The following is a 22,226-nucleotide window of genomic DNA, read 5'->3' on the forward strand; positions in this document are numbered from 1 at the left end:
GGGTCAGCGCGAAATCCGATCGTCGAGGGCGACTTCGGGCGCTGACGCATGCTGCGCGCGGGTCGGCGCGAACCAGGTCAGGTAGAACGTGGTCGCGAGGGCGGCGAGCAGGCCGAGCAGGGCGACGCCGGACACGAGCGGGTGGTCGGCCATCGTCTGGGCGAAGTAGCGGACCGACAGCAGGGTCGTCGCGAAGGTGACGACGCCCAAGGCGACCACGCGGATTCGGTAGTGGTCCCATCCCCGGTCGGGGTCGCGCAGCGCGGATTCGACGGTCATGCACAGCGCCGCGCCCGCGACCAGGTCGACGCCGTAGTGCGCACCGAGGCCGAGGGTCGCGATGAGGGTACAGACCAGCCAGAACGCGCCGCCGACGCGCAGCAACAGCGGGCCGCGGCGGGAGTGGATGAACAGCGACAGCGCCCACGCGGTGTGCAGCGACGGCATGCAGTTGCGCGGGGTGATGCCGTCGAAGGGCATCGGCTCGAGGGAGAACGGCAGCGGCGGAACGATATTCGGCCACACGTCGGCGAGTTCGAGGCCGTGTCCCTGCGGCCCGAACGCGAGCACCGGCCCGACCACGGGGAACACGACGTACCAGAGCGGGCCGATGAGCCCGAGCGCCAGGAACGTGCGCACCAGGTGGTGTCGCGGCCACGGTCCGGTGGTCACGCCGCGCAACTGCCAGACGGCGACGACGATGGCCGCGACCGGAAGCTCGAAATACACCCAGCGCACCACACCGAGCGCCACCGGTCCCGCCAGGTCGAGCGCGTGGCCGACGAACCAGGAGGGATTGCCGAGCGCGTGGTCGGCCAGTTGCGCGTACGGATCGAGGACGTTCGGGCAGGCCCACGCGGTGACGTCGAGCCAGATCTCGCCGACCTTCGTCGCGAGGATCAGCAGCGCGCCGAAAGCGATGGCGCGCAGCGCGGTTCGGCGTCGCTCACCGGACCAGCGCCAGGCGGCGATCACCGCGAGCGCGGTGAGCACGATGGTCGGACCGTTGCCGACGGTGAACAGCCTGCCCTCGATCGCCCGGATGGCGACGAAGATCAGGTCGATGCCGATCGCCGCGGCAAGCGCGGTCACCCGGACCCGGTTGGTGAGGCCGACGAGCGCGAGCAGGAATCCGGCCCACGGGGTGGTCGCGGACTTCGGCCTGCCGACGTAATCGCGCAGCAGGCTCGTCAGCGGGCCGAGCGCGTCGATGTGCGCGGCCATCAGCTCGCCGGCCACGAGCACGAGCACCGCGGCGGCGATACCGCACCAGACGGCCACCGGTCGAACGCGACGTTCCTGGAGCCGCGCGGCACCCGTGTGCTCGCCGGGTGGTGGCGGACTGCACGGAGCGTCGTGAATAAGCATTCGGACATCGTAAACACGATGTGAACATGGCCATGCGGCCCGGTGAACACGTGCCGCTGGCGCCCATGCGAACGCCTATCGGCTCATAGCGCCAGGACCAGCGCCGAGATGATGCCGAGGCTCGCCGTCGCGGTCGCGCCGACCGAGTCCACGATCACTACGGCGGCCGTGGCGAGCGCGCTCAGTGGCACCTCGAGCCATGCTGGTCCCTGCTCCGAACGCGGTCCGTTGGCGCGATGTCTCACGGTCATGGCCGCGAGCTACCCGCCGATCTTGGGCTTAAACGAACAATCGCAGGGCGCGCCGTGGCACACCCTGCGATTGTCGGAAATGTCAGGCTTTGTCTTGTGCCGAGGAGCGTGCGGGATTCGCCTGCTTCGCGGCCTTGGGATCGCGCTCGTTCTGCTTGGCCTGGACGCCAGCTTCGATCCGGTCGCCGAGATCCTTGTCGACATTGCGCCAGTACTCGAACGCCCGGCTCAATACCGGTGCCGTGACGCCGTTGAGCAGATGCCCGACGATGTTGTCCACCAACCGATTCCGGGCCGCGTCGTCGAGCACGTCGCGGACCATGGTGCCGGCCTGGCCCCAATCGTCGTCGTCCTTGCGCAATGTGTAAGCGGTGCGGACCATTTCGCCGTCGGTGTGCCAGCCGACGACCGGGCCGGAGACCGTGGCGTCGGCGTGCGGGCCACCCTTCGAATTCGGTACGTACACCGGATCACCCGGGTTGTGGTGGCGCATCGCGCCGTCCTTCGAATACGACCGCACGGTGGCCGCGTGCGCCGAATTGACCGGCAGCTCTTTGTAATTGACGCCGATGCGGTGCCGATGCGCGTCCGGGTAGGAGAACCACCGGCCGAGCAGCATCTTGTCCGGACTCGGGCCGGTGCCAGGCACCGAACTGCTCGGCTCGAACGCGGACTGTTCGATCTCGGTGTGGTAGTCGGCCGGGTTCCGGTTCAAGGTCATCTTGCCGACCTCGATGAGCGGATAGTCGCCGTGCGGCCAGACCTTGGTGAGATCAAAGGGGTTGAACCGGTAGGTTTTCGCGTCCTCGAACGGCATGATCTGCATCTTCAGCGTCCAGCTCGGGAAGTCGCCGCCGTCGATCGCCTCCCACAGGTCGCGGGTGTGATAGTCGGTGTCCATCGAGGCCATCTGGTCACCCTCGTCCTGGGTGAAGAACTCGACGCCCTGATCGGACTTGAAGTGGTATTTGACCCAGAACTTCTCGCCGGCGGCGTTGTACCAGAGGTAGGTGTGGCTGGAGTAGCCGTTCATGTGCCGCCAGGTGCGTGGAATGCCGCGATCACCCATCAACCAGGTGACCTGGTGCGCGGACTCCGGTGACAGCGTCCAGAAATCCCACTGCATATCGTGATCGCGCAGGTTGTTGTCGGCCCGGCGCTTCTGCGAGCGGATGAAGTCCTGGAACTTCATCGGATCGCGCACGAAGAACACCGGGGTGTTGTTGCCGACCATGTCGAAGTTGCCCTGCTCGGTGTAGAACTTCAGGGCGAACCCGCGCGGATCCCGCCAGGTGTCCGGGCTGCCACGCTCGCCGGCGACGGTGGAGAAGCGGGCGAGCAGCTCGGTTTTCTTGCCGGGCTGGAAGACGTCGGCCCTGGTGTAGGCGCTCACGTCGTTGGTGACCTCGAAGGTGCCGAACGCGCCGCCGCCTTTGGCGTGCGGTTGACGCTCGGGGACCCGTTCGCGGTTGAACGCGGCCATCTTCTCGATCAGGTACGCGTCATTGAGCAGGATCGGGCCGTCGGCGCCGACCGTGAGCGAGTGTTCGTCGCTTGGTACCGGGATACCGGCGTCGTCGGTGGTGTAGTTCGGATCAGACATGTCTCTCCTCTTCTACCAGCGGTAAGGAGGGCCCTGCGGCGAGCCGGTCTTGATGCGCCGACGACGGCGGGTGGCTGTGCCCGTCCGTCTCGGTTCACCGATCGACTTCCCAGGTGCCTGAAGGTCAAACGTATCGCGAACTCGGTGCTCCGTGGCCGAAACGCATGGCTATCCTGACCTGGGTTCAAGGCGTGCTGATCGAGGTGGGTAGTTATGCGGAGCAGGGATATCGAGCTGGCGGCTCGATGGTGGCAGTGGGCCATGGCGATTCCGACCGACAGGAATCCGGTCAGCGATGAGACGGGGAAGTTCGCGGCCGAGGGGCAGCCCGCGGACGTCTGGTTTCTCGGGGGCACGTTCGGCGGCAAGGTCACCAGGAAGTGTGCCGTGCCGCATGGTCGCCCGATCTTCTTTCCCGCCTTCAATATCCTGCAGCGCGCGTCGCTGTTCGGCCGGCGGGTTCCGGTGGTGCCGACGGCGAGCGGTCACGCGGAGCTGAACGGGGTGTCCCTGCCGCTGCGCGAAGTCGCCAACCGCAGTCCGTTTCTCATCGACGCGGATCCCGATGGGCCGTTCGGGCCGCCCGGCCGGTACCGGGCCAACGCCTGGGGCCTGTGGTGCAGCCTGGACGACCTCAGCCGAGGCGACTACATCCTGACCCTCGGTGGGGAGTACGAACCCGGCGGATTCTGGGTGGAGGTCACCTACGACCTCGAGGTCGTGTGAGCTGATCGCTGGTTTCGTACCGTGCGCGGGGGTATCCGTGGCGCAGGAGGTGCGATATGTCGGCAAACCGAGACGGCAAGCCTGTGCCGGCGACCGACACCGACCGGCGCCGGATCACGTTCGCCGCGGACGGACCAGCGCTGGTGGCGGGTCCGGTCGAGTTGGTGCGTGCGGACGGGACCGTGGTGTGTTCGGATCGCTTTCTCGTCGCGGTGTGTATGTGTCGGCGCAGCAAGAACTTTCCGTTCTGCGACACCAGCCATCGCAAGCGATCACGGCGTACGGACTGAGCCCAGCGTCTCCAGCAGGGAGCTTTGACCTGCCCGCCAGCTGCCGAGCACGTGGTCGGTGAACCGGTCCTCCAGCAGGTTCGTCACCTGGATGCCGAAGACGACGGACTCGGTGAGCGCGGGTTCGCGGGCGAGCAGGCTGCCGATCACGTCGCGCCGCATGACCTGCTCGTGCACGGCGTCGGCCTCCACATGTTCGGTATAGAAAAGTCGGCATTGCGGCGGCGCGTCCAGCTTGTCGAGCGCGGCGATCATGCGGCGCGCGGCGGGTGAGGACGTGATTTCGGCGGTGGCGAGCTGGCCGACCAGCGCGCCGCGCAGCGCACGGTGCAGGCCGAACAGCGACATCATGTTCACGAGCGCGAGCATCGGCGCGGGTACCAGGTCGAGGTAGTGCAGGTAGCCGTCGTCCAGTCCGGCGGCGGCGAGCAGATCGGCATACAGGCGCGCGTGCAGCCGTTCACCACGGCCACCGCCGAACTCGTCGTACTCGACCGCGACCAGCGACGCCTTTTCCTGCCCGAACAGGCGCGGGATCACCCAGGCGTGCGGATCGCCCTCCTTATGGTGATAGATCGAGCGTTGCACGAAGTGTTCGCGCAGGTGCGACCACTGGCCCTCGTCGTGCAGATACTGTGCGACATCGTTCGGTTCGATCGGCTCGATCAGCAACTCGGCCAATGCCTGGGTCACCTCGTCGCCGCCTTTGACGTCGTTGCGCAGGGCTCGGCGAAACAACCGCTCCATGCTTGCGCGTAACCGCAGCAGTTCAGGGTCCCACTCCCAGCCGGGGTCGACCGCCGCGAAGCCGTGATAGTGCAGTTCGTAGCAGGTGTGCAGGGCTAGTTGCAGATCGTCACCGTACGGATCGGCGGCACCGACCTCGGGGAAACGGGTTTGTGCGGACGGTGTGCCCCGCAGGATTTCGGTGACCGCTGCGGACAATTCGCCACGGGGGCGGGGGAGTGCGATCGAGCGGTCGCTCGTCACAGGCGTTCTACTCGGGTATGGGTCATCGTTGATCACGCTCCCTTCACCGACCGCATACCCGCTGCCAGGCTTGCCAACCCGCCCGCACATCCAGGTTCGTGACTGTTGTCTTCCCTGATCACACCCGTCGCACGAGGACGCCCGCGGCTTCCAGCGGGTCGGTGTCGTCGCGCGCGGCGGTGTCGTCGGTGACGACGGCGTGCAGGGCGGCGACCGGGGCGACGAAGGCGAGGGCGGTGTGGGTGAGCTTGGCGGCCTCGGTGACGGCGATGACTCGGCGAGATGATGCGATCGCGGCGCGTTTGATGGCGGCGTCGTCGAGGTCGTAGGCGGTGAGTCCGTCGGTCGCGTTCAGGCCGCAGCAGCCGAGGATCGCGGTGTCGAAACGCAGCGCGGCCAGCGATGCGAGGGTGAGCGGGCCGGTCAACGCCAGCTCGCCCTGGCGTGGATTGCCGCCGGGCACAAGCAGTGTCAGCGAGGGTGCGTCGGTGAGCGCGTTCACCGCGTGCAGCGACAGGGGCAGCACGGTCAGGCGGCGATGGGCCAGTGCGCGGGCGACTTCGAGGCAGGTGGTGCCGCTGTCGAGGACGACGGACTCACCGTCGGCGATCAGTCCGGCGACCTCGGTGGCGATGCGCCGCTTGACCTCGAGCCCGTCGGTGGCGCGCAGGGCGAACGGTGGTTCGTCGCCGCGCAGCAGCAGGGTGCGCGCGCCGCCGCGATAACGCTCCAGGATGCCCTGACCGGCCAGGGTCTCGAGGTCGCGGCGGATGGTCATCTCCGAGGCGCCCGTGCGCTCGGCCAGCTCCGTCACGCCGAGCTGGCCTGCTTCGCGCACGGCATCGGTGATCTGTTTCAGTCGGTCTGCGCTCGCCACACCCGCAATGGAACATCTTCAGTATTCGAAAGTCAATGTTTCGAACACTTAATCTGTCCGATATGTTCGAAAGCATGCAGAGATCGTTGCGGGCCGCTCGACTGGCCACGTTCGTCTTTTTCGCGCTGGACGGCTTCCTGATCGGGACGTGGGTCGTCCACATTCCCGCGGTCGAGCACCGGGTCGGGATCGGTCATCCGACGCTCGGCTGGTTGTTGTTGCTGCTCGGCGCCGGGGCTTTCGTCGGGATGCGGCTGGTCGGTCCGCTCGCCGATCGGTTCGGCGCCCACATCGTCGTGCCGGTCAGCGCGGCGCTGTGCGCGTCCGCCGTCGTCCTGCCCGGCTTGTCGGCGAATGTCTGGACGCTGGGGATGTCGCTGCTCGCGCTCGGCTTCGGCAACGGCTGCCTCGACGTCGCGATGAACGCGCACGCGGTGCGGGTCGAACACCGTTACCAGCGGTCGGTCATGTCCGCGTTCCACGCCACCTACTCGCTCGGCGGCGTGCTCGCCGCGCTGGTCGGCGCGCGCACGCTCAGCTGGGGTTGGAGTTCGGCGACCGCGCTCGGCATGGCGGCGCTGCTCGGTCTCGTCGGCGCGGCGCTGGCCGCCCCCGCGTTGCTGCGACCCGAAAGTCCGCGCCCCGCCGGGGTTTTTGCGGTGGGGGAGCGGCGGGTGACGCCGCGGCGCATCTGGTTGCTTGCCGGTCTCGCGCTGCTGCTGATGTTGTGCGAGGGCGTCGCCAACGACTGGAGCGCGCTGCACCTGCGCGATGTGCTCGCGGCGCCACCGGCCACCGCGGCCCTGGCCTACGGCGCCTTCGCCACCGCGATGACCGTCGGCAGGCTGCTCGCGGACCGCGTCGCCACCCGCTTCGGGTCGATGGCCGTGCTGCGTTACGGGACGGCCATCGGCGCGGTCGGCATGCTGACGGCGGCGCTGTCGCCATGGATTCCGCTGGCGCTGGTCGGCTGGACCGTGTTCGGGGCCGGGCTGTCCGGGTGTGTCCCGCAACTGTTCAGCGCGGCAGGTCACGCGGACCGAAATGCCGCGGGCGCCAACGTCGCTCGCGTCGCCGGGCTCGGCTACCTCGGCGTGCTCGCCGGGCCTGCCATCATCGGACCGCTGACCCACCTCGCTCCGCTCAATATCGTCCTGCTGTTGCCCGTCGCGTTCTGCGTCGTCGCTGCTGTCGCGGCGAACGTGCTGCGCCCACAACCGTCTTCGGCTGCACACTCCGCTGACCTCATTCCAGACGACGCACTGGAACGCGCTGCCCCTCGCCGTGTCGGTGAATAGCGGCTACGGTCGTCACCATCGCTGTTTATCTGTTACTTGTGGTGACTCCTTCTCGCTTGGCCACACCGACCGTCCGTGCTGTCGCCACTTGACCATGAAGGGCTGATTCCCATGGGCGACAACGACACCGACGTCACCGGCAAACGAATCGTCATCACCGGCGCCACCAACGGCATCGGCAAGGAGATCGCGCGGGCACTTGCTCGCCGCGGCGCGGACCTGACCCTGGTGGCCCGCAACGAGGCCAAGGCGGCGGCGACCGCCGACGAACTCCAGCGCGAGCCTGGCGCGAAGGGCCGCCCCGACGTGGTCAGCGGCGATCTGTCCGACCTCGCCTCGGTCCGGCGCGCGGGCGCGGAGATCCGTTCGCGCTACGCCAGCATCGACGTGCTCGTCAACAACGCGGGCATCCACGCGCTGTCCCCGCACACGACGGTGGACGGATTCGAATCCATGGCCGCGACAAACCATCTCGGTCCGTTCCTGCTGACCAACCTGCTGCTCGATCGGCTGGTGGCCGCGGCACCGTCCCGGATCGTCATCACCGCCTCCGAGGCGCACCGGCAGGGCGGCCGCCCCGACCTCGACCATTTCGCCGAGCCCCGCCGCTTCGGACCGGTCGGCTCCTTCCGTGCCTACGGACAGTCCAAACTCATGAACATCCTGTTCACCCAGGAACTCGCCCGGCGACTTGCGGGCAGCGGCGTCACGGTGAACTGCTTCTGCCCCGGCGCCAACGCCACCGGCCTCATCGGCGACAACCGCCTCATCGCGGTCCCGATGAAGGCGCTGGCGAGCACCCGAATCATCAGACGACCAGAGGTGGGCGCCCGCACCGGAATCGAGCTGAGCATCGACCCGAAACTGGGAACCACCACCGGCCAGTTCATTACCTCGACCCCCGGCCTGCACCTGCTGCCGCCCGTCGCCATTCGCCGCGATACCGACTACCAGCACCGGCTCTGGCTGCGCAGCGCCGAATTGGTCGGGCTGTAAACGGAATCCGATCAGGCGGCCAGCAGGGCGCGCGCATTGCGCACCTCGGGTATCCCAATTGCCTTGGCGGCCAGCAGGAATGCCGCGACACCGATCGTCGTCCCGCCCGCGAGCGTGACGAGGTGCTCCACACCTGGGTTGGGCACGGTGTGGCGCGTGACGGCCATGATCGCCAGACAGGCCCAGCCCGCGCTGGCGGTTGCCCAGATGACGCGCGTGAATGTCACTGCGACGTCGGAGAATCCGAGCAAGCCGTAGCGTCGGCGCAGCAGCACGTGTCCCATGATCGCGCCGACCACATAGGACAGCGAACTCGCGACGCTGAGCATGACCACGACGACACTGTTGGGAAAGACGGTGACGGAGCAGGCGACCACGGCGACCTTCGTCGCGACCATGGCGATATTGATGATGGTCGGTGTGCGGGTGTTGTTGTTCGCGTAGAAGACTCGCATCTGCAGCATCACCAGCGCGAACGGTGCCAGTCCGAACGCCGACGACGCGAGGGCCGTCCCGATCAGCCCGGCCGCGTGCGCGTCGACGCGACCGGTGAACACGACGACGGCGAACACAGGACCGAGCAGGCCCATCGCCATGGTCATCGGAACGAGCGCGACGGTGAGATAGCGCGCGCCGCGCCCGAGATCGGCGATCACGGCGGCCTGATCGCCCGCGGCGGCCGACTGGGAGATGCGCGGCATCAGCACCGTGAGCAGCGATGCCGCGAGGATGCCGTACGGCACCTGGAACAGCAGGTCAACACAGTTGTAGATGGTTACTCCGTTGTGCGAGAACGCGACCCGCATCGTGATGATGACGCCGACCTGGCTGATCGCGGCGTAGGTCAGAATCCAACCGAGCACGGGCATACCAGCGCGCACCGGCCGCCACGTGTACGGGAACGGCCGAACCCGCCACTTCCACTGAAACCCATTGCGCCGCAACGCGAACACCACCCAGACCGCCTGCCCGACGATCCCCATCGTGGTACCGATCCCGATCGTGAGCACCTGCGCGGCCGTCATCGAGGTCGGCGTCAGCGTGACCGGACCGGGAAGCAGCACGAAGATCCCGCACGTCAGCAAGACGATCACGTTGTTGACCACCGGCGCCCACGCGGCCGCGGCGAAGCTGTCTCGAACATTGAGCACGGCCGTCAGCAAAACGGTGACGCCGTAGAAGAAGATCTCCGGCAGCAGCAGATAGGCGAACAAGGTGGTGAGCTGCCGCTGATCGGAATCGCCAACCAAGGCGCGCACGATCAGCGGAGCGCACAGCACAGCGACCACCGTCACCGCGCCGAGTCCGAGCACCGCCGCCACCATCACCCGCTGCGTGAATTCCCGAGAGTGCTTGCGCCCGTGCCGCCTTGCCCTCGTCAGCAACGGCACGACAGCGCTGGCGAACACGCCGCCGAGCAGCATTTCGTAGACCATGTTCGGCAGGCTGTTCGCCCCCGTGTAGGCATCACCCACCGCCGCGGTACCGAGCAAGGCCGTCAACAGGATCGTGCGGGAAAACCCGGTCACGCGGCTCACCGCACCGGCCAGCGCGACGTGGCCGCCAGCTCGCGCGAGCCCATTTCCCGAGCGCATCCCCTTCCGCCGTGGCGCTTCCGGTGTGGTCTGCGCCCGCGATCTCAACCCGATCGGCAGTGGTTGCGTCGGTAAATTGCCGTAGTCGGTCATGGCCCTCACTCGCGCTCGGTGGCGGCAGCTCGGATGCTCCCCCCCTGGACAGCCTTTCGCCATGATGCCAGGGCCCCGGCCCCGGCGCGGGTGTCGGTTAGCTCACATACTGGGATATTTCGTAGGGATTGCCACCGATCCATGACATGGTTGTCCAGTGAGATCAAGCTTATCGACGTGATTCGTTTGGCTCATCTACAGAAAAGAAGAAGTAAAAGTAATGGCTCAAGGCAGTGTGAAGTGGTTCAACAGCGAAAAGGGCTTCGGCTTTATCGCACAAGATGGTGGCGGCGCTGACGTGTTCGTCCACTACTCCGCCGTGTCCGGCTCGGGATTCAAGTCCCTTGAAGAAGGACAGCGCGTGGAGTTCGAGGTCGGACAGGGACAGAAGGGGCCGCAGGCCCAGGACGTCCGCGCTATCTGATCGACGTAGCGTCATAGAGCCCCGCACCCTTCTGGGTGCGGGGCTTTTGCTATGCCGACCTGTCAATTACCCTGTGCGGCAGCCGAAACCGGCTGCCACCGACGCCACAGCTCGAGCCGGGACTCGTAGTCCTTGGTAGCGATCGTGAGCGGAGCCTCGCCGAGGAAGATGCGCAACGGCGGCTCGTCCGCGTCGACCACGGCCAGAATCGCATCGCCGGTAGCGGTCGGATCACCGCTGCGCATCCCCGCACGCTGCTTGTTCCGAAGTTCCCTCGCGGAGTCGTACGCCGGGATCTCAGTGGCGCGCTTCGCGGACGGGCCCGCCCAGTCGGTGCTGAACCCGCCGGGCTCGACCAGCGTCACATGGATGCCGAACGACGCGACTTCCTGCGAGAGCGACTGCGAGAACCCCTCAAGCGCCCACTTCGACGCGTGATAGGCGCCGATATTCGGGAACGCGGAGATGCCGCCGATGCTGGAGACCTGGATGATGTGGCCGCTGCCTTGCTCGCGCAGGATCGGCAGTGCCGCCTGGGTGACCCAGAACGCGCCGAACACGTTGGTCTCGAATTGCGCGCGCAATTCGTCCTCGCTGAGCTCCTCGATCATGCCGAACTGCCCGTAGCCCGCGTTGTTGACGACCACATCGAGCCGCCCGAACCGGTCGACCGTCTGCCGCACCGCGGCGAAATCGCCCGCCCGGTCGGTGACGTCGAGCCGGATCGGCTCAAAGGTGTTGGGGTACTTGGCGACCAGGTCGTCGAGCGTGCTGAGGTCGCGTGCGGTGCCTGCGACACTGTCGCCGCGCTCCAGGGCGGCGAGTGCCCATTCGCGGCCGAATCCTCGTGAAACACCGGTGATGAACCAAACTTTGCTCATACGACAACGGTAGCTACCTGGAGTGCACTCCAAGCAAGCTTCGACGCACCCGATTTCCCGCCACGTGGACCAGTCGACGCGATTCGCGTCCGCGCCGCGTACCGCGCCGGTATCGTCCCTGACCTGAGACTATGTCTCTACTCGGAACCGCTTTCCCTGCCGAGGAGGTCGCAATGCGGCGACGCATCTCACTCCGCCCGCTGTGGCGTCACGTGCAGCGTGGCCTGATCCTGTTCGGCTCGTGCGCCGGTGGATCAGGCAGCTGCTACCTCGAATGGGCGCGGGAAAATCCCATCGACCCGCCGTCGTCGAAGCAGTGCTGGGACTGGTCCGTGCCGCACCAGTGGTACGACACGGCACATCGCCACTGACCTGCGCGCCTCAGCCCGTGACGCTCGCCTGACCGTTCTCGATATGGCCGCGGAAGTGGCGCTGATAGACCGGGTCGATATCGACGGTCAGCGAAAGGTCGTACCAGCCTTTGCCGTAGCTGAGCGCGTTCCAGGTGTCGGTGGTGGTTTTGCCCGGCGCGATCTTGTAGGTCCACGGTCCGTCGGTGCGGTAGCTGTTGGCCTTCACCGTGACCACGGCGGGCGCGGTGCCCTTGTTCGTCATGGACAGCTGCAGTTTGTTGTCGGTGGAGTAAGAGGCGGTCACCTCGAGGGGGGACACCGAGGTGCCGATCATTCGCCAGAGGAAGCGATTGGGCCCGTGTATCGCGATACCGTATTTCTTGTCGGGATAGCTCTGCACGCTCCAGGTATCGGTGACCGTCGCCCCCGATTTCACGTCATAGCGCCACGGGCCGTCGGTGCGCCCGTCGGCGCGATATGCCGCTAACTGAATGTCGGCCGAGCCGGTGTTGCGGAACGTGGTGGTGAGCGCACCACTCGGGGCGAGGGTTCCGTTCGCCACGGGGGCATAGGGCAGCGGCCTGGCGGGTCTGGTTCCCGATTCCTGCTGCGGTGGCTGCTGGCTGCCCGCGGCGGGCGGTGCGGGCTTGGGCAGTGAGCTCTGGGTCGCATCGGCTTGTGCCCGAAGGGCATTGGCGTCGGGCAGCGTCGGCACGCTGGTGTTCGGCTTGGCGAAGTCGAAGCATCCGGTGAGGTCGCCGCAGATGGATCGGCGCCAGGCGGAGATATTGGGTTCGTTGACGCCGGTCCACTTCTCCAGGAAGCGGATCACCGAAGTGTGGTCGTGCACTTGCGAATTCACCCAGCCGCCGCGGCTCCACGGTGAGATCACCAGCATGGGCACGCGCGGGCCGAGGCCGATGGGCTGGCCGTTGACGTACTCGCCGGGGGTGCCGGGCGGTGCCATCGGCGGCGGCACATGGTCGAAGAATCCGTCGTTCTCGTCGAAGTTGATCAGCAGGGCGGTCGAGTTCCACAGATTCTGATTGCCCCACAACGCTCTCAGCACGCCCTGGGTGTAGGCGGCACCGTCAACGGGGCGGGCAGCGGGGTGCTCGGAGTATCCGTAGGGGGCGACCACCCAGGACACCTGGGGGAGGCGTCCGCCGGCACAGTCGGCGATGAAATCCGCGAGTACGTGGTCGACCTTCTTGCCCTGCCCCGAATCCGGCTTCCAGTTTTCTTCGCCGAATACCTTTGCCCGCGAAGCGAGTTCGGTGTTCTTCGCGTCGTGATAGGCGTCGAACAGCCACAGCGGGTTGTCGCCGTAGTCGCCGACGAAGGGGTGGCTACCGTTGTCGCCCACCTCGTCGTTGGCGTAGACCTTCCAGCTGATTCCCTTGTCGAGCAGGCGTTCCGGGTAGGTGGTCCATCGATAGACCGGCTTGTAGTCGGCCGGGTTGCTGATCGCCGGACCGCCGTATTGGCCTGCGGGATCGATGGTTCCGGTCCACTGGTAGAGCCGGTTGGGGGTGGTCGGCCCGAGGACCGAGCAGTAGTAGTGGTCGCAGACGGTGAACGCGTCGGCGAGGGCGCGATGGAACGGTATGTCGGCCTCGGTGAAGTAGCCCATGGCCATCTCGCCTTTGGCCGCGGTCCAGCCGTCGCTCCAGCCGCCGCGGACCGCGAGATGCTGATCGTCCCAGCCGTGCGGCAGATCGCCGAGATCCTGGCCGTCGACCTTCGTGGTGTCGACGTGAAAGGGCAGCAGGTAGCCGCCGTCGGATCGACGCGGATCCGGTTGGTAGTAGACGTTGCGGCCGTCCGCCTTGACGACGGCGGTCGCGTCGGCCAGCCCGCGTACCCCGCGCATAGTGCCGAAATAGTGGTCGAAGGAACGATTCTCCTGCATGAGGATCACCACATGCTCGACATCGCTCAGTGTGCCTTTGCGGCCAGGCGCCGCGAGCGCCTCGACCATATCGGCGGGCAATAGCTGCAACCCGCCGCCCAACGCCGCCGCGCCGAGCGCCCCGCCGATGAATCGCCGCCTTGGAAAACCAGAACCTACGTGGGGCACAGCATTCCTCTCGATACGACATGTAGCTGACGTGCAGAGTAAAGAATGTTCGCTTGCTATAACCACCAATGATGTTTTCGGTCGGAGTCAACTGGGCAGTAAACAAGTCGTAACTGGGAACCGAACGGGCGGGGGCCACGGGGTGCGAGCAAAATCCCCGTTAATTTTCGAAAGACGCCAGAAGAATGGATCTGGCACCGAGTTGCCGATCGAGAACTCGCCCGGAATGCCCGTTTTCGCGCTGTCGCAGGTCAGCGCGTGCCGAGCAGCAGGGTCTGGGTGCCGCGTCCGATCGGTCCCTGCTCATCGAAGAGACGGGACTCGGCCAGGCCGACACCGCTGCGTTCCGGGTAGGTGACCGCGTCCAGGCACACCCAGTCACCGACCGGCTCGCGGTGCAGGGTCACCGTGAGATCGGTATTGATGAAGAAGTATCGGCCCCACGGCAGGACAGAGCTGACACCGTTGCCGAAGTCAGCGGCGGCGAGGGTTCGCTCCACCGGGCTGGACGACGTGCCGGCCACAATCGGATAGCGCAGGCGAATCCAGCACACCGCCGGGCCCGGAGTCTGGAATGCTCCTGAGACGAAACGGTATTCGACGCCGGTATGGAATCCGACGGGTTGACTGCTCGGGAAGGCATGATCCGGGCGCTGCGTCACAGTGTCCGGACCGGGCTTGGTGCCGGTCGGCAGCACCTCGGCCGGCACGTCCAGCTCCGACTGCCGCAGCCGCCACGCGTTGGCCTTCAGCACCGGTCCCTGGGCGGAACTCAGTGTGGCCTCGACCAATTCGACAGTGCGGCCAGACCCGGGGACCCGCGCCTCGGCCCTGGTGACTCGCGTCTCAGCCCGCAGCGGCGCGATCGGCACCGGCCCGAGCATTTCCACCGCGATCCGGCCGACCCGGAATTCCGGTCGCGGCTCGCACCGTTCGATCACATGCCCCAGCAGTGCCGACGGCGCCCCGCCGTGCTGGGCATCCGGCGACCACGGCCCCCGCGTCAGCTCGGTGGGATGGAACAGATCTGGGTCGGCGGAGTCGCGAAAGTAGAACGCATCCATGATGCGCTGAGCTTAGCTATTCCGCTCCAGGTAGCGATCGGCGAGCTTCACGAATTCGTCGAGTGTGCGCAGGGTTTCCGCTTCGGGGAGGGTCGGCAGAGTGAGGCGGGAGCTAGCGCAGCTGCAGGCGGAAGATTCGGCCTTTGAGGCTCGGGCGTTTGTGGAACACGCACAGCCACAGTTCGCCGGGAACCTTTCCCGAACGGTGGGGAAGCGGACCGACAAGAATTCGGTCGCCGCCGAGGTTCGGCCAGTGGTCCGGAATCTTCCTATTCGCCGCTGGTCAAGCCATTCTCAGCGGTATCGAAACCAGCAGGGGGTTGATCACTGTGCTGTCGAAGCCTGTTCCCGAGCAGCGAACCTTCGGACCCGAGCTGTCGGTCATCGACGGCATCGGCGCGACGCTCACCGAAACGCGTCCGTTGACCGTTGTGCTCGCCGATGACCACGCCGTGGTCCGGGCCGGGCTGCGATCGCTGCTCACCTCGGTCGACTGGATCAGTGTCGTCGCCGAGACGAGCGCCGACGGCGCGTTGCGCGAGGCGGTGCTGAACCGGCCGGACGTGCTGATCCTCGGTCAGTGGCGACAACCCGAAAGCGCCGCTGTCATCGGCGAATTGGCGCGTTCGGCGCCGGGTGTCGCGGTGCTCGTGTTCAGCGTCGCCGAGGACGACGAGTCGGTGTTCGCCGCGATCCGCGCCGGGGCCGGTGGCTACCTGCGCAACGCCGCGGATCGCGACGACCTGCTGCGCGCGATCTGCGCGGTCTCCGCCGGTTGGGTGGTGCTCAGCCCGCACATCGGCAGCAGGCTTGCCGCCATGCTTGCCGACCCCGCCCGGCACACCCGCCCGTTTCCGGAACTGACCGCCAGAGAATTCGACGTGCTCACCCTGGTCGCCGCGGGACTACCGAACGCGGCCATCGCGGCTGAACTGCACCTCGCGCCGAAGACCGTCAGCAACTACCTCTCGCACATCTTCACCAAACTCGGTGTCGCCGACCGTGCGAATGCGATCGTGCGCGCGCGAGACGCGGGCCTCGGCACCTCGTATTGAATTGAACTAGCGCCCAATTGGCGGTGCGACAGTGTCACGTGACGCGTCGAATTCGGTCAAATCGGGCCCCGGGCAATTGTCCAGTTCGAGTGTTCAGGGCTTATCGGCATCAGCTACCACTACTAGCTGTGACCAGCGGGAACGCTATTTCACATTGATGTGATCCGGAGTCGCTGACATTGTTCCGGGTTCGACGAGCTAATGTGCGGATTGGTTTGTGTCCGGCGCTATTTGCGGCGTACAGTTCAACTACTTTCCTCGGGTCCCGACGTGCGGCTCGCTCCGTGCGGGTGCCGACTCTGGAGTAATTCATGCCTCTTGTTGATCGCTGCGACGTGGGTCGTCGACTTCCTCAGCGCCTGTGGGTGTTCGGTGGCGCGCTCTACGAGCACGGGGTGCGTGTCGTCGATGACCGAATCCTGGCTCGCGTGTTCCTTTCCGCGCGCCCGGCGCCGCCGCTACGCCGGATGAGCCTGGTCAGGATGTGGGACGAGGCGGATCACCCCGGCGCGGCCGGATCGGCTCCGGCTCGTCACGCCAGCGCCTACGCGGAAGGGGATGGCGGTCGATGAGCGTCGACAGGTCCGACTTGCGTTCGGGGCGAAGGCCTTCGAAATTCGGGCCGCTCGCCGCCGCGCCGAGTCCTGGTAGCGGGTCCGGCAACCGCGCCCCGGATCTGGCGTTCCAGTGGGCGAAATCGGTGACGGCGAGTCGCGCGACGGCGCAGCTACTCGGCGGGGAATTCCCGACGGTATCCCCGGTCGTTATCGATGCGGCTATCGCACGGGCCCGCGCCGAACTGCATCCATTCTTGGCCGACTCGCTCGCCGAAATGACCGAATTGCTTGCGCGCGAACGAATCCGGCGGATCGCGCGCTCGATGAACGGTCGGCCGAGATGAGAAAGCCGCGCCCCGAGGGGTGGCGCGGCAGCTAACTGTGTGTCGCCAGCGGCGACGTGTCGGTGAAATCGACGGGCGGGCTCGGCAGGGAAGACCAAGGTCTCCGCGGCCGAGCCCAACTCGGCGTTTCGGGTGGACTTACATGCTCGCCTTCTTGTAGGCGTCCACGACCTCGGCCGAAATCCGCCCGCGGCTCGACACATCAATACCCTTTTGGCGTGCCCATTCACGGATGACACCGGTCTGCTCCCGCCCGGTCGCCGGCTGCGAGCGGTTGCCCGTGCCCCGCGGCGCGCGTCCGACCTTGCGGGCCGTCGCCGTCCACTCCGCGAAAATGCCGCGGAGCTGCTTGGCGTTCAGTGCCGACAGATCCATCTCGTAGGCCACGCCATCCAAGGTGAAGTGCACTGTTTCTTCGGCCTGAGACTTGCCGTCGTAGTCGTCGACCAGTGTCACAACGACCTTGCGTGCCATGGAGTTTCCCCTTCGTAGTTGCTCGAATGTGTAGAAGCGACAATCGTAGACCCACGAACAACACGTGGACTTCGCGGTATCCGAGTCCGCACAACCGAACTCGATGGGAACCTATTCTGTGGCTGATTTCCCGATGACCGACGCCGTCCGCAGGCACGATCCCGCCGCGCGCGGCTTCGCCAGCGACAACAACGCGGGGGTCCACCCCGAGGTGCTTGCCGCGCTGGCATTGGCCAATGGCGGTCACCAGATCGCCTACGGCGGGGACGATTACACCGCCAACCTGCGGGACGTCTTCGGCCTGCATTTCGGCGAGCGGGCGTCAGTTTACCCGGTATTCAACGGCACTGGCGCGAACATCGTTGCGCTGCAGCCACTGCTGCCGAGGTGGGGTGCCGTGATCGCGGCCGACTCCGCGCACATCAACGTGGATGAATGCGGTGCGCCGGAGAAGCTGGCCGGGATCAAGATTTATTCCGTCGCCACACCGGACGGAAAGTTGACCCCCGAACTGATCGACCGCCACGCCTACGGTTGGGGCGACGAACACCGCGCCCAGCCCTCGGCCGTTTCGATCACGCAAAGCACCGAACTCGGCACCGTTTACACCGCCGACGAGATTCACGCGATTTGCGAACATGCGCACGAGCGGGGCATGTTGGTGCACGTCGACGGCTCGCGGCTGGCCAATGCGGCGGCCTCGCTCGGTGTGCCGCTGCGCGATATCACCACCGATGTCGGTGTGGATGTGCTGTCCTTCGGCGGCACCAAGAATGGTCTGCTGTTCGGCGAGTGTGTTGTGGTGCTCAATCCGGAGGCGGTCCGCGACATCGTCTATCTGCGCAAGATGTCGGCGCAGTTGGCGTCGAAGATGCGTTTTGTCTCGGTGCAGTTCGAGGCGTTGCTCGGCGGTGATCTGTGGTTGCGTAGCGCGTCGCACGCCAACGCCATGGCCAAGCGGCTCGAGGCGGCGGTCCGCGATATCGACGGCGTGCGGCTCGTGCGTCCGGTGCAAGCCAACGCGGTCTTCGCGATGCTGCCGCCGCCGGTGACCGAGCGGCTGCGCAAGCGGCACCGTTTCTACCTCTGGGACGAGCACACCGGCGAGGTCCGCTGGATGTGTGCCTTCGACACCACCGAGGACGATATCGACAGTTTCGCCGACGCGATCGCCGACGAAATGAGCCGCGCCTGACCGTTATCCGCGGGTAGGCGCCACGTCCGCGGGGGCAGTGCGTCGCAGTGAGCGGCTGGGAATCAGCGCCCCGGCCGCGAACGCGCCGGGACCGATAACGGCGATGAGGAAGAACGACCAGCAGAACATCACGGCGGCTTCCCCGCCATTCTGAATCGGCAGTATGCCGCTCTTCAGATGCACGAACAGGAACGCGTAGGCCATCGAGCCCGAGCACAGCAACGCGGCGATCCTGGTGCCGATGCCGAAGGTCACGAACGCGCCGGCGACAAGCTGAATCGCGGCCGCCCACCAACCCGGCCAGCTACCCACCGTCGCGGCATGACCGCCGTGCGGTGCCACCGGCCACGCGAACAACGTGGAAAGCCCGTGGATGGTGAAGGAGAGCCCGACCAGAATGCGAAACAGACCGAGTACCACCGCGCCGCGACCGCCCGGCGCGGGCCCAGAGTTCGCTTCGGAAGACAACAGATGCATCACACGACCTCGAATCCGCAGGAGTCGGATGATCGGAAGCGCCACCCGTATCTGTGACTACGATGCGCAGCGATGAATTGTTCAGCAACTGGCGACGGGGCGCTATCTGGCGCGGTGGTGTCCCCACTTGAATCGCCTGCGTCTGGCGGTTCCGCGCGGGCCGCGACGACCTGATCGCCGCCGTCGAGCCGGGCCGTGGCGAACTCACCTATAGTCGGAAATCGTGCTGCACCCGGATCTACCGATCACTACCGAGCGACTCTTGCTTCGCACCGTGACTTCCGAGGACATCGACGATATACACGCCTACAAATCGCAACCGGATGTCTGTCGCTATCTGCCGTACGAGCCCCTGTCTCGCGAAGCCGTTGCCGAGCGGGTCGCGGGGTTGTGGGCGCGGACCGAACTGACCGAGGTGGATCAGGGACTCAATCTGTGCGTCGAAGAGCGGGCGTCCGGTCGCCTGCTCGGCGATGTCGTCCTCTTCTGGCGAGACGCCGAAAACAGTACCGGCGAGATCGGATACGTCTTCGCTCCGGATGTCGCGGGCCACGGGTACGCCACCGAGGCGGCCGCCGCCCTCTTGCGCTTGGCGTTCGAAGACCTGTCGCTGCACCGGATTACCGCTCAACTCGACGCGCGCAACCACGCGTCCGCTCGCGTCCTCGAGCGCCTCGGCATGCGCCGCGAAGCGGTCCACCTCCAGGACCTGTGGTTCAAGAACGAGTGGAGCGACACGATGGTCTACGCGATGTTGGAGCACGAGTGGCGCGGCCAGCGACCCTCGGTCGCCAGCCCGCCGCACCGCAGCATCGTTTAACGGACTGCGCAGCGCGTTTAACGCACAGCGCAGCGCCGTGCCTCGCACTGCAGCCCCCAAGATTGTTGGGTTGGCCCTCGTTGGATCGGGCGATATGGTTCGCCCGTACCAATAAGGGGGAGTTCCATTCAACGATCATCTTGCGCGACCTTCGTCGGCGGAATTGTGCTTACCGCCGTGCTTTTCGCGATCGGCGGCTGGGAGCGGCGCTGGATCGCCGACGACGGTTTGACCGTGCTACGTACGGTGCGAAACCTGCTGGCGGGCAATGGCCCGGTCTTCAATGCGGGGGAGCGCGTCGAGGTCAACACCAGTACCGCCTGGACCTATCTCGTCTGGTTCGTCAGCTGGTTGACGCAGGCGCGGCTGGAGTACGTGGTGCTCGGTGTCGCGCTGACGCTGTCGGTCGCGGCCATCGTCTTCGCGATGCTCGGCGCGGCCCGGTTGTGGCAGGGCGGTGCCCAATTGCTGCTTCCGGCAGGCGCTCTCGTCTATGTCGCGGTCCCTCCGGCCCGCGACTATGCCACCTCGGGGCTGGAGTCCAGCCTGGTCATCTGCTGGCTTGCGGTGCTGTGGTGGTGGCTGATCCGCTGGAGTCGCGCCGAAAAGGTGAGCTGCGCAAGCGTTCTCGGCCTGTCCTTTGTCGCAGGTCTTGCGCCGCTGATCCGGCCGGAGCTGACGCTGGTCGGCGCGCTGGCGCTGGTCATGATCTGCGGCGCGCCGCTGCCGGGGATGCGGCCGTGGCTGTTCCGTGCGCTGATCGTGGCGGTGGCGGGCCTGGTGCCGGTCGCCTATCAGATCTGGCGCATGGGCTATTACGGTCTGCCATATCCGAACACGGCCGTTGCCAAGGATGCGAGCGGCGCGAAGTGGCGGCAGGGGTTGAGCTACCTGTGGAATCTGGTTGGGCCGTACTGGTTGTGGGTGCCGCTGGTAGTGCTGAGTGCGGCGGCGGTGCTGGCGGTGCGGTCCCGGCGGATCGGTAGTCCTGCCGCTATTTGGTCCGACCGTGATTCGAAACTGTCTCTGCGCGAACGTATTCACCGAATCAGTGGGCGGTTGCGGTCCCCGGCCGCGGTGGTCGCCCTGATGTTCAGTAGCGGTGCTCTGCTGACTATCTACGAGATCCGTGTCGGCGGCGACTTCATGCACGGCCGCATGCTGCTGCCGCCGCTGTTCTGCCTGCTGCTGCCCGTCATGGTGCTGCCGCTGAAGCTTTCGGCCGCACAGGCGGTTCCGCGCCGCATCGACTGGGTCGTCCCGATCGTGCTGGCCGCGACCGTGGGCTGGGCGCTGTTCGCGGCCGACGTCACCGCCATCAAGACCGGCAATCGGATCACCGCCTCTGGCATCGCGGACGAGCGGCTCTACTACGTCAAGAGCACCGGCCACGATCACCCGATCCGCGCCGAGGACTATCTGAACTACCCGCGTATACGGGCCATGATCGGCGATATCGCGAGCAGCCCGAACGGCGGGCTGCTCATCAATTCGCCGTCCTGGAACTGGCAGATCGTCCCGCCTCCGACGCCGATCCCGGTCGGTGGCGCCGAACATACCGTGTTCTTCGTGAATCTCGGCATGATCAGCATGAACATGCCCCTCGATGTCCGCGTGATCGATCCGGTTGGCCTGTCGTATCCGCTTGCCGCACATACTTTTCGGTTCCCGAATGCCAGGATCGGCCATGACAAGAACCTCGACGCGGACTGGGCGGTCGTTGACGCTGGCATGTCGGTCGAGCATCCCCGGATGCCCTTGTTCCTGGACGAGGGCTGGGTGACCCGGATCCGAACCGCCATGAGCTGCCCGGAAACTCGGGACCTGCTTGCCTCCACGCGCGCACCGCTCACCTTCGACCGGTTCCGGCGCAACGTCCAGCAGTCGCTGAAATACGCCAGGTACCGCATCGATCGGGTGCCGGAGTACGAGATCGAGCGATGCCACGTGGTCGGCGCCAACGCGTCGCGATAGCGCGTTGGCTTGGCACGATCACTGCGCGATCGACGATTCCGTGTCCGTCAGGCGCTGGACAAGCGACCGCAGCAACCTTCCCGCATCGGCAGCGGCATATCCGCTGTGTAACGCAGTGGGCGCCAGCGCGATTCAGCCTATGCAGTGCGAGGGATGGGACTGTGGCATGACTGAAGTGCGACGATGGCAACCTTGGCGGCTCGGGCAGCTGTGGCGACTATGGCGGTTGGTGCATTTGGTGCGGTTATGGCAGCCGCGGGAGATTCGGTTGGTGCGGCCACTGCTCGGCGCGGCGGCGGCGCTGGCGATCTGCATCGGCGGGCTGACGGTGTTCATGGGCCAGTACGACGCGCCTGTGCCTGCGGCACCCCGGGGGATCAACACAGCGCCGGTTGTCAAGCCGCTGCCCCCGAACTATTGGTCATGCCACGGGAATTGAGC

General features: G+C 66.3%; 24 protein-coding genes. 13 read left to right on the plus strand and 11 right to left on the minus strand.

The features are described from left to right. Window positions 1-3: 3 nt before the first annotated feature. From OG203_RS41560 to OG203_RS41570, 3 genes are all read right to left on the minus strand, one after another. Window positions 4-1,368 carry a DUF5933 domain-containing protein gene (locus tag OG203_RS41560; protein WP_405162670.1) on the minus strand — a complete coding sequence of 455 codons (1,365 nt, stop codon included), beginning with the start codon at window positions 1,366-1,368 and terminating at the stop codon, window positions 4-6. An 83-nt stretch (window positions 1,369-1,451) separates the two neighbouring features. Then, window positions 1,452-1,619 carry a hypothetical protein gene (locus OG203_RS41565; RefSeq protein ID WP_405162671.1) on the minus strand — a complete coding sequence of 56 codons (168 nt, stop codon included), beginning with the start codon at window positions 1,617-1,619 and terminating at the stop codon, window positions 1,452-1,454. Between the two features lie 82 nt (window positions 1,620-1,701). Continuing rightward, on the minus strand, window positions 1,702-3,222 hold the full coding sequence (locus OG203_RS41570; protein WP_405162672.1) for a catalase: 1,521 nt from the start codon (window positions 3,220-3,222) through the stop codon (window positions 1,702-1,704). Window positions 3,223-3,435: 213 nt separating this feature from the next. Between OG203_RS41570 and OG203_RS41575 the strand changes: the two genes are divergently transcribed. Together OG203_RS41575 and OG203_RS41580 are read left to right on the plus strand one after the other, a co-directional pair. Further along, window positions 3,436-3,948: a hypothetical protein gene (locus OG203_RS41575; protein WP_405162673.1), complete on the plus strand. Its 513-nt coding sequence runs from the start codon at window positions 3,436-3,438 to the stop codon at window positions 3,946-3,948. Between the two features lie 56 nt (window positions 3,949-4,004). Next, the gene (locus tag OG203_RS41580; protein ID WP_405162674.1) at window positions 4,005-4,238 is read left to right on the plus strand and encodes a CDGSH iron-sulfur domain-containing protein; all 234 of its coding nucleotides are present in this window, start codon (window positions 4,005-4,007) and stop codon (window positions 4,236-4,238) included. Here OG203_RS41580 and OG203_RS41585 read toward each other — a convergent pair. Then, the gene (locus tag OG203_RS41585) at window positions 4,221-5,228 is read right to left on the minus strand and encodes an iron-containing redox enzyme family protein (protein ID WP_405162675.1); all 1,008 of its coding nucleotides are present in this window, start codon (window positions 5,226-5,228) and stop codon (window positions 4,221-4,223) included. The two genes, OG203_RS41580 and OG203_RS41585, sit on opposite strands and share 18 nt — an antisense overlap. Before the next feature lie 118 nt (window positions 5,229-5,346). After that, entirely contained in the window at window positions 5,347-6,105 is a 759-nt protein-coding gene (locus tag OG203_RS41590) for a DeoR/GlpR family DNA-binding transcription regulator (RefSeq protein WP_405162676.1), read from the minus strand. Window positions 6,106-6,179: 74 nt separating this feature from the next. On the opposite strand from OG203_RS41590, the gene OG203_RS41595 reads away from it, so the two are divergent. Beyond that, window positions 6,180-7,403, plus strand: coding sequence for an MFS transporter (locus OG203_RS41595; protein WP_405162677.1), 1,224 nt, complete (start codon window positions 6,180-6,182; stop codon window positions 7,401-7,403). Window positions 7,404-7,514: 111 nt separating this feature from the next. Further along, the gene (locus tag OG203_RS41600; RefSeq protein WP_405162678.1) at window positions 7,515-8,399 is read left to right on the plus strand and encodes an SDR family NAD(P)-dependent oxidoreductase; all 885 of its coding nucleotides are present in this window, start codon (window positions 7,515-7,517) and stop codon (window positions 8,397-8,399) included. A gap of 11 nt (window positions 8,400-8,410) precedes the next feature. Here the strand turns inward: OG203_RS41600 and murJ are convergent, their stop codons facing one another. Continuing rightward, on the minus strand, window positions 8,411-9,994 hold the full coding sequence (gene murJ, locus OG203_RS41605; protein WP_405162679.1) for a murein biosynthesis integral membrane protein MurJ: 1,584 nt from the start codon (window positions 9,992-9,994) through the stop codon (window positions 8,411-8,413). Window positions 9,995-10,307: 313 nt separating this feature from the next. On the opposite strand from murJ, the gene OG203_RS41610 reads away from it, so the two are divergent. Next, window positions 10,308-10,511 carry a cold-shock protein gene (locus tag OG203_RS41610; RefSeq protein ID WP_107655522.1) on the plus strand — a complete coding sequence of 68 codons (204 nt, stop codon included), beginning with the start codon at window positions 10,308-10,310 and terminating at the stop codon, window positions 10,509-10,511. A gap of 62 nt (window positions 10,512-10,573) precedes the next feature. Here the strand turns inward: OG203_RS41610 and OG203_RS41615 are convergent, their stop codons facing one another. After that, window positions 10,574-11,392, minus strand: a complete 819-nt coding sequence (locus OG203_RS41615) for an SDR family oxidoreductase (protein ID WP_405162680.1) — start codon at window positions 11,390-11,392, stop codon at window positions 10,574-10,576. Window positions 11,393-11,565: 173 nt separating this feature from the next. Between OG203_RS41615 and OG203_RS41620 the strand changes: the two genes are divergently transcribed. After that, entirely contained in the window at window positions 11,566-11,763 is a 198-nt protein-coding gene (locus tag OG203_RS41620) for a hypothetical protein (RefSeq protein WP_405162681.1), read from the plus strand. Window positions 11,764-11,773: 10 nt separating this feature from the next. On the opposite strand, the gene OG203_RS41625 is transcribed toward OG203_RS41620, so the two are convergent. Together OG203_RS41625 and OG203_RS41630 are read right to left on the minus strand one after the other, a co-directional pair. Beyond that, window positions 11,774-13,825 (minus strand): phosphocholine-specific phospholipase C, encoded by a 2,052-nt coding sequence (locus OG203_RS41625; RefSeq protein ID WP_405162682.1) that lies wholly within the window; start codon window positions 13,823-13,825, stop codon window positions 11,774-11,776. Window positions 13,826-14,076: 251 nt separating this feature from the next. Next, complete coding sequence (locus tag OG203_RS41630) at window positions 14,077-14,889, minus strand: thioesterase family protein (protein WP_405162683.1); 813 nt, start codon at window positions 14,887-14,889, stop codon at window positions 14,077-14,079. A gap of 329 nt (window positions 14,890-15,218) precedes the next feature. On the opposite strand from OG203_RS41630, the gene OG203_RS41635 reads away from it, so the two are divergent. From OG203_RS41635 to OG203_RS41645, 3 genes are all read left to right on the plus strand, one after another. Next, on the plus strand, window positions 15,219-15,944 hold the full coding sequence (locus OG203_RS41635; protein WP_405162684.1) for a LuxR C-terminal-related transcriptional regulator: 726 nt from the start codon (window positions 15,219-15,221) through the stop codon (window positions 15,942-15,944). A gap of 311 nt (window positions 15,945-16,255) precedes the next feature. Further along, window positions 16,256-16,516, plus strand: a complete 261-nt coding sequence (locus OG203_RS41640) for a hypothetical protein (RefSeq protein WP_405162685.1) — start codon at window positions 16,256-16,258, stop codon at window positions 16,514-16,516. Further along, window positions 16,513-16,845 carry a hypothetical protein gene (locus OG203_RS41645; protein WP_405162686.1) on the plus strand — a complete coding sequence of 111 codons (333 nt, stop codon included), beginning with the start codon at window positions 16,513-16,515 and terminating at the stop codon, window positions 16,843-16,845. The genes OG203_RS41640 and OG203_RS41645 overlap by 4 nt, the downstream gene beginning before the upstream one ends. Window positions 16,846-16,983: 138 nt before the next feature. Here OG203_RS41645 and OG203_RS41650 read toward each other — a convergent pair whose 3' ends face one another. Further along, entirely contained in the window at window positions 16,984-17,319 is a 336-nt protein-coding gene (locus OG203_RS41650) for an Lsr2 family protein (RefSeq protein WP_405162687.1), read from the minus strand. A gap of 133 nt (window positions 17,320-17,452) precedes the next feature. Between OG203_RS41650 and OG203_RS41655 the strand changes: the two genes are divergently transcribed. Next, on the plus strand, window positions 17,453-18,514 hold the full coding sequence (locus OG203_RS41655) for a threonine aldolase family protein (RefSeq protein WP_405162688.1): 1,062 nt from the start codon (window positions 17,453-17,455) through the stop codon (window positions 18,512-18,514). Between the two features lie 3 nt (window positions 18,515-18,517). On the opposite strand, the gene OG203_RS41660 is transcribed toward OG203_RS41655, so the two are convergent. Then, a complete protein-coding gene (locus OG203_RS41660; protein WP_405162689.1) occupies window positions 18,518-18,991 on the minus strand; it encodes a DoxX family protein in 474 nt (157 codons plus the stop codon). A gap of 223 nt (window positions 18,992-19,214) precedes the next feature. On the opposite strand from OG203_RS41660, the gene OG203_RS41665 reads away from it, so the two are divergent. The 3 genes from OG203_RS41665 (at window position 19,215) to OG203_RS41675 (ending at window position 22,224) form a co-directional block, all read left to right on the plus strand. Further along, window positions 19,215-19,811 carry a GNAT family N-acetyltransferase gene (locus tag OG203_RS41665; protein WP_405162690.1) on the plus strand — a complete coding sequence of 199 codons (597 nt, stop codon included), beginning with the start codon at window positions 19,215-19,217 and terminating at the stop codon, window positions 19,809-19,811. Window positions 19,812-19,895: 84 nt separating this feature from the next. After that, on the plus strand, window positions 19,896-21,785 hold the full coding sequence (gene zomB / locus OG203_RS41670; protein WP_405168168.1) for a flagellar motor control protein ZomB: 1,890 nt from the start codon (window positions 19,896-19,898) through the stop codon (window positions 21,783-21,785). Between the two features lie 166 nt (window positions 21,786-21,951). Continuing rightward, window positions 21,952-22,224, plus strand: coding sequence for a hypothetical protein (locus OG203_RS41675; protein ID WP_405162691.1), 273 nt, complete (start codon window positions 21,952-21,954; stop codon window positions 22,222-22,224). Window positions 22,225-22,226: the final 2 nt, after the last annotated feature.

This window comes from Nocardia sp. NBC_01499, assembly GCF_045040275.1.
Taxonomy (GTDB): domain Bacteria; phylum Actinomycetota; class Actinomycetes; order Mycobacteriales; family Mycobacteriaceae; genus Nocardia.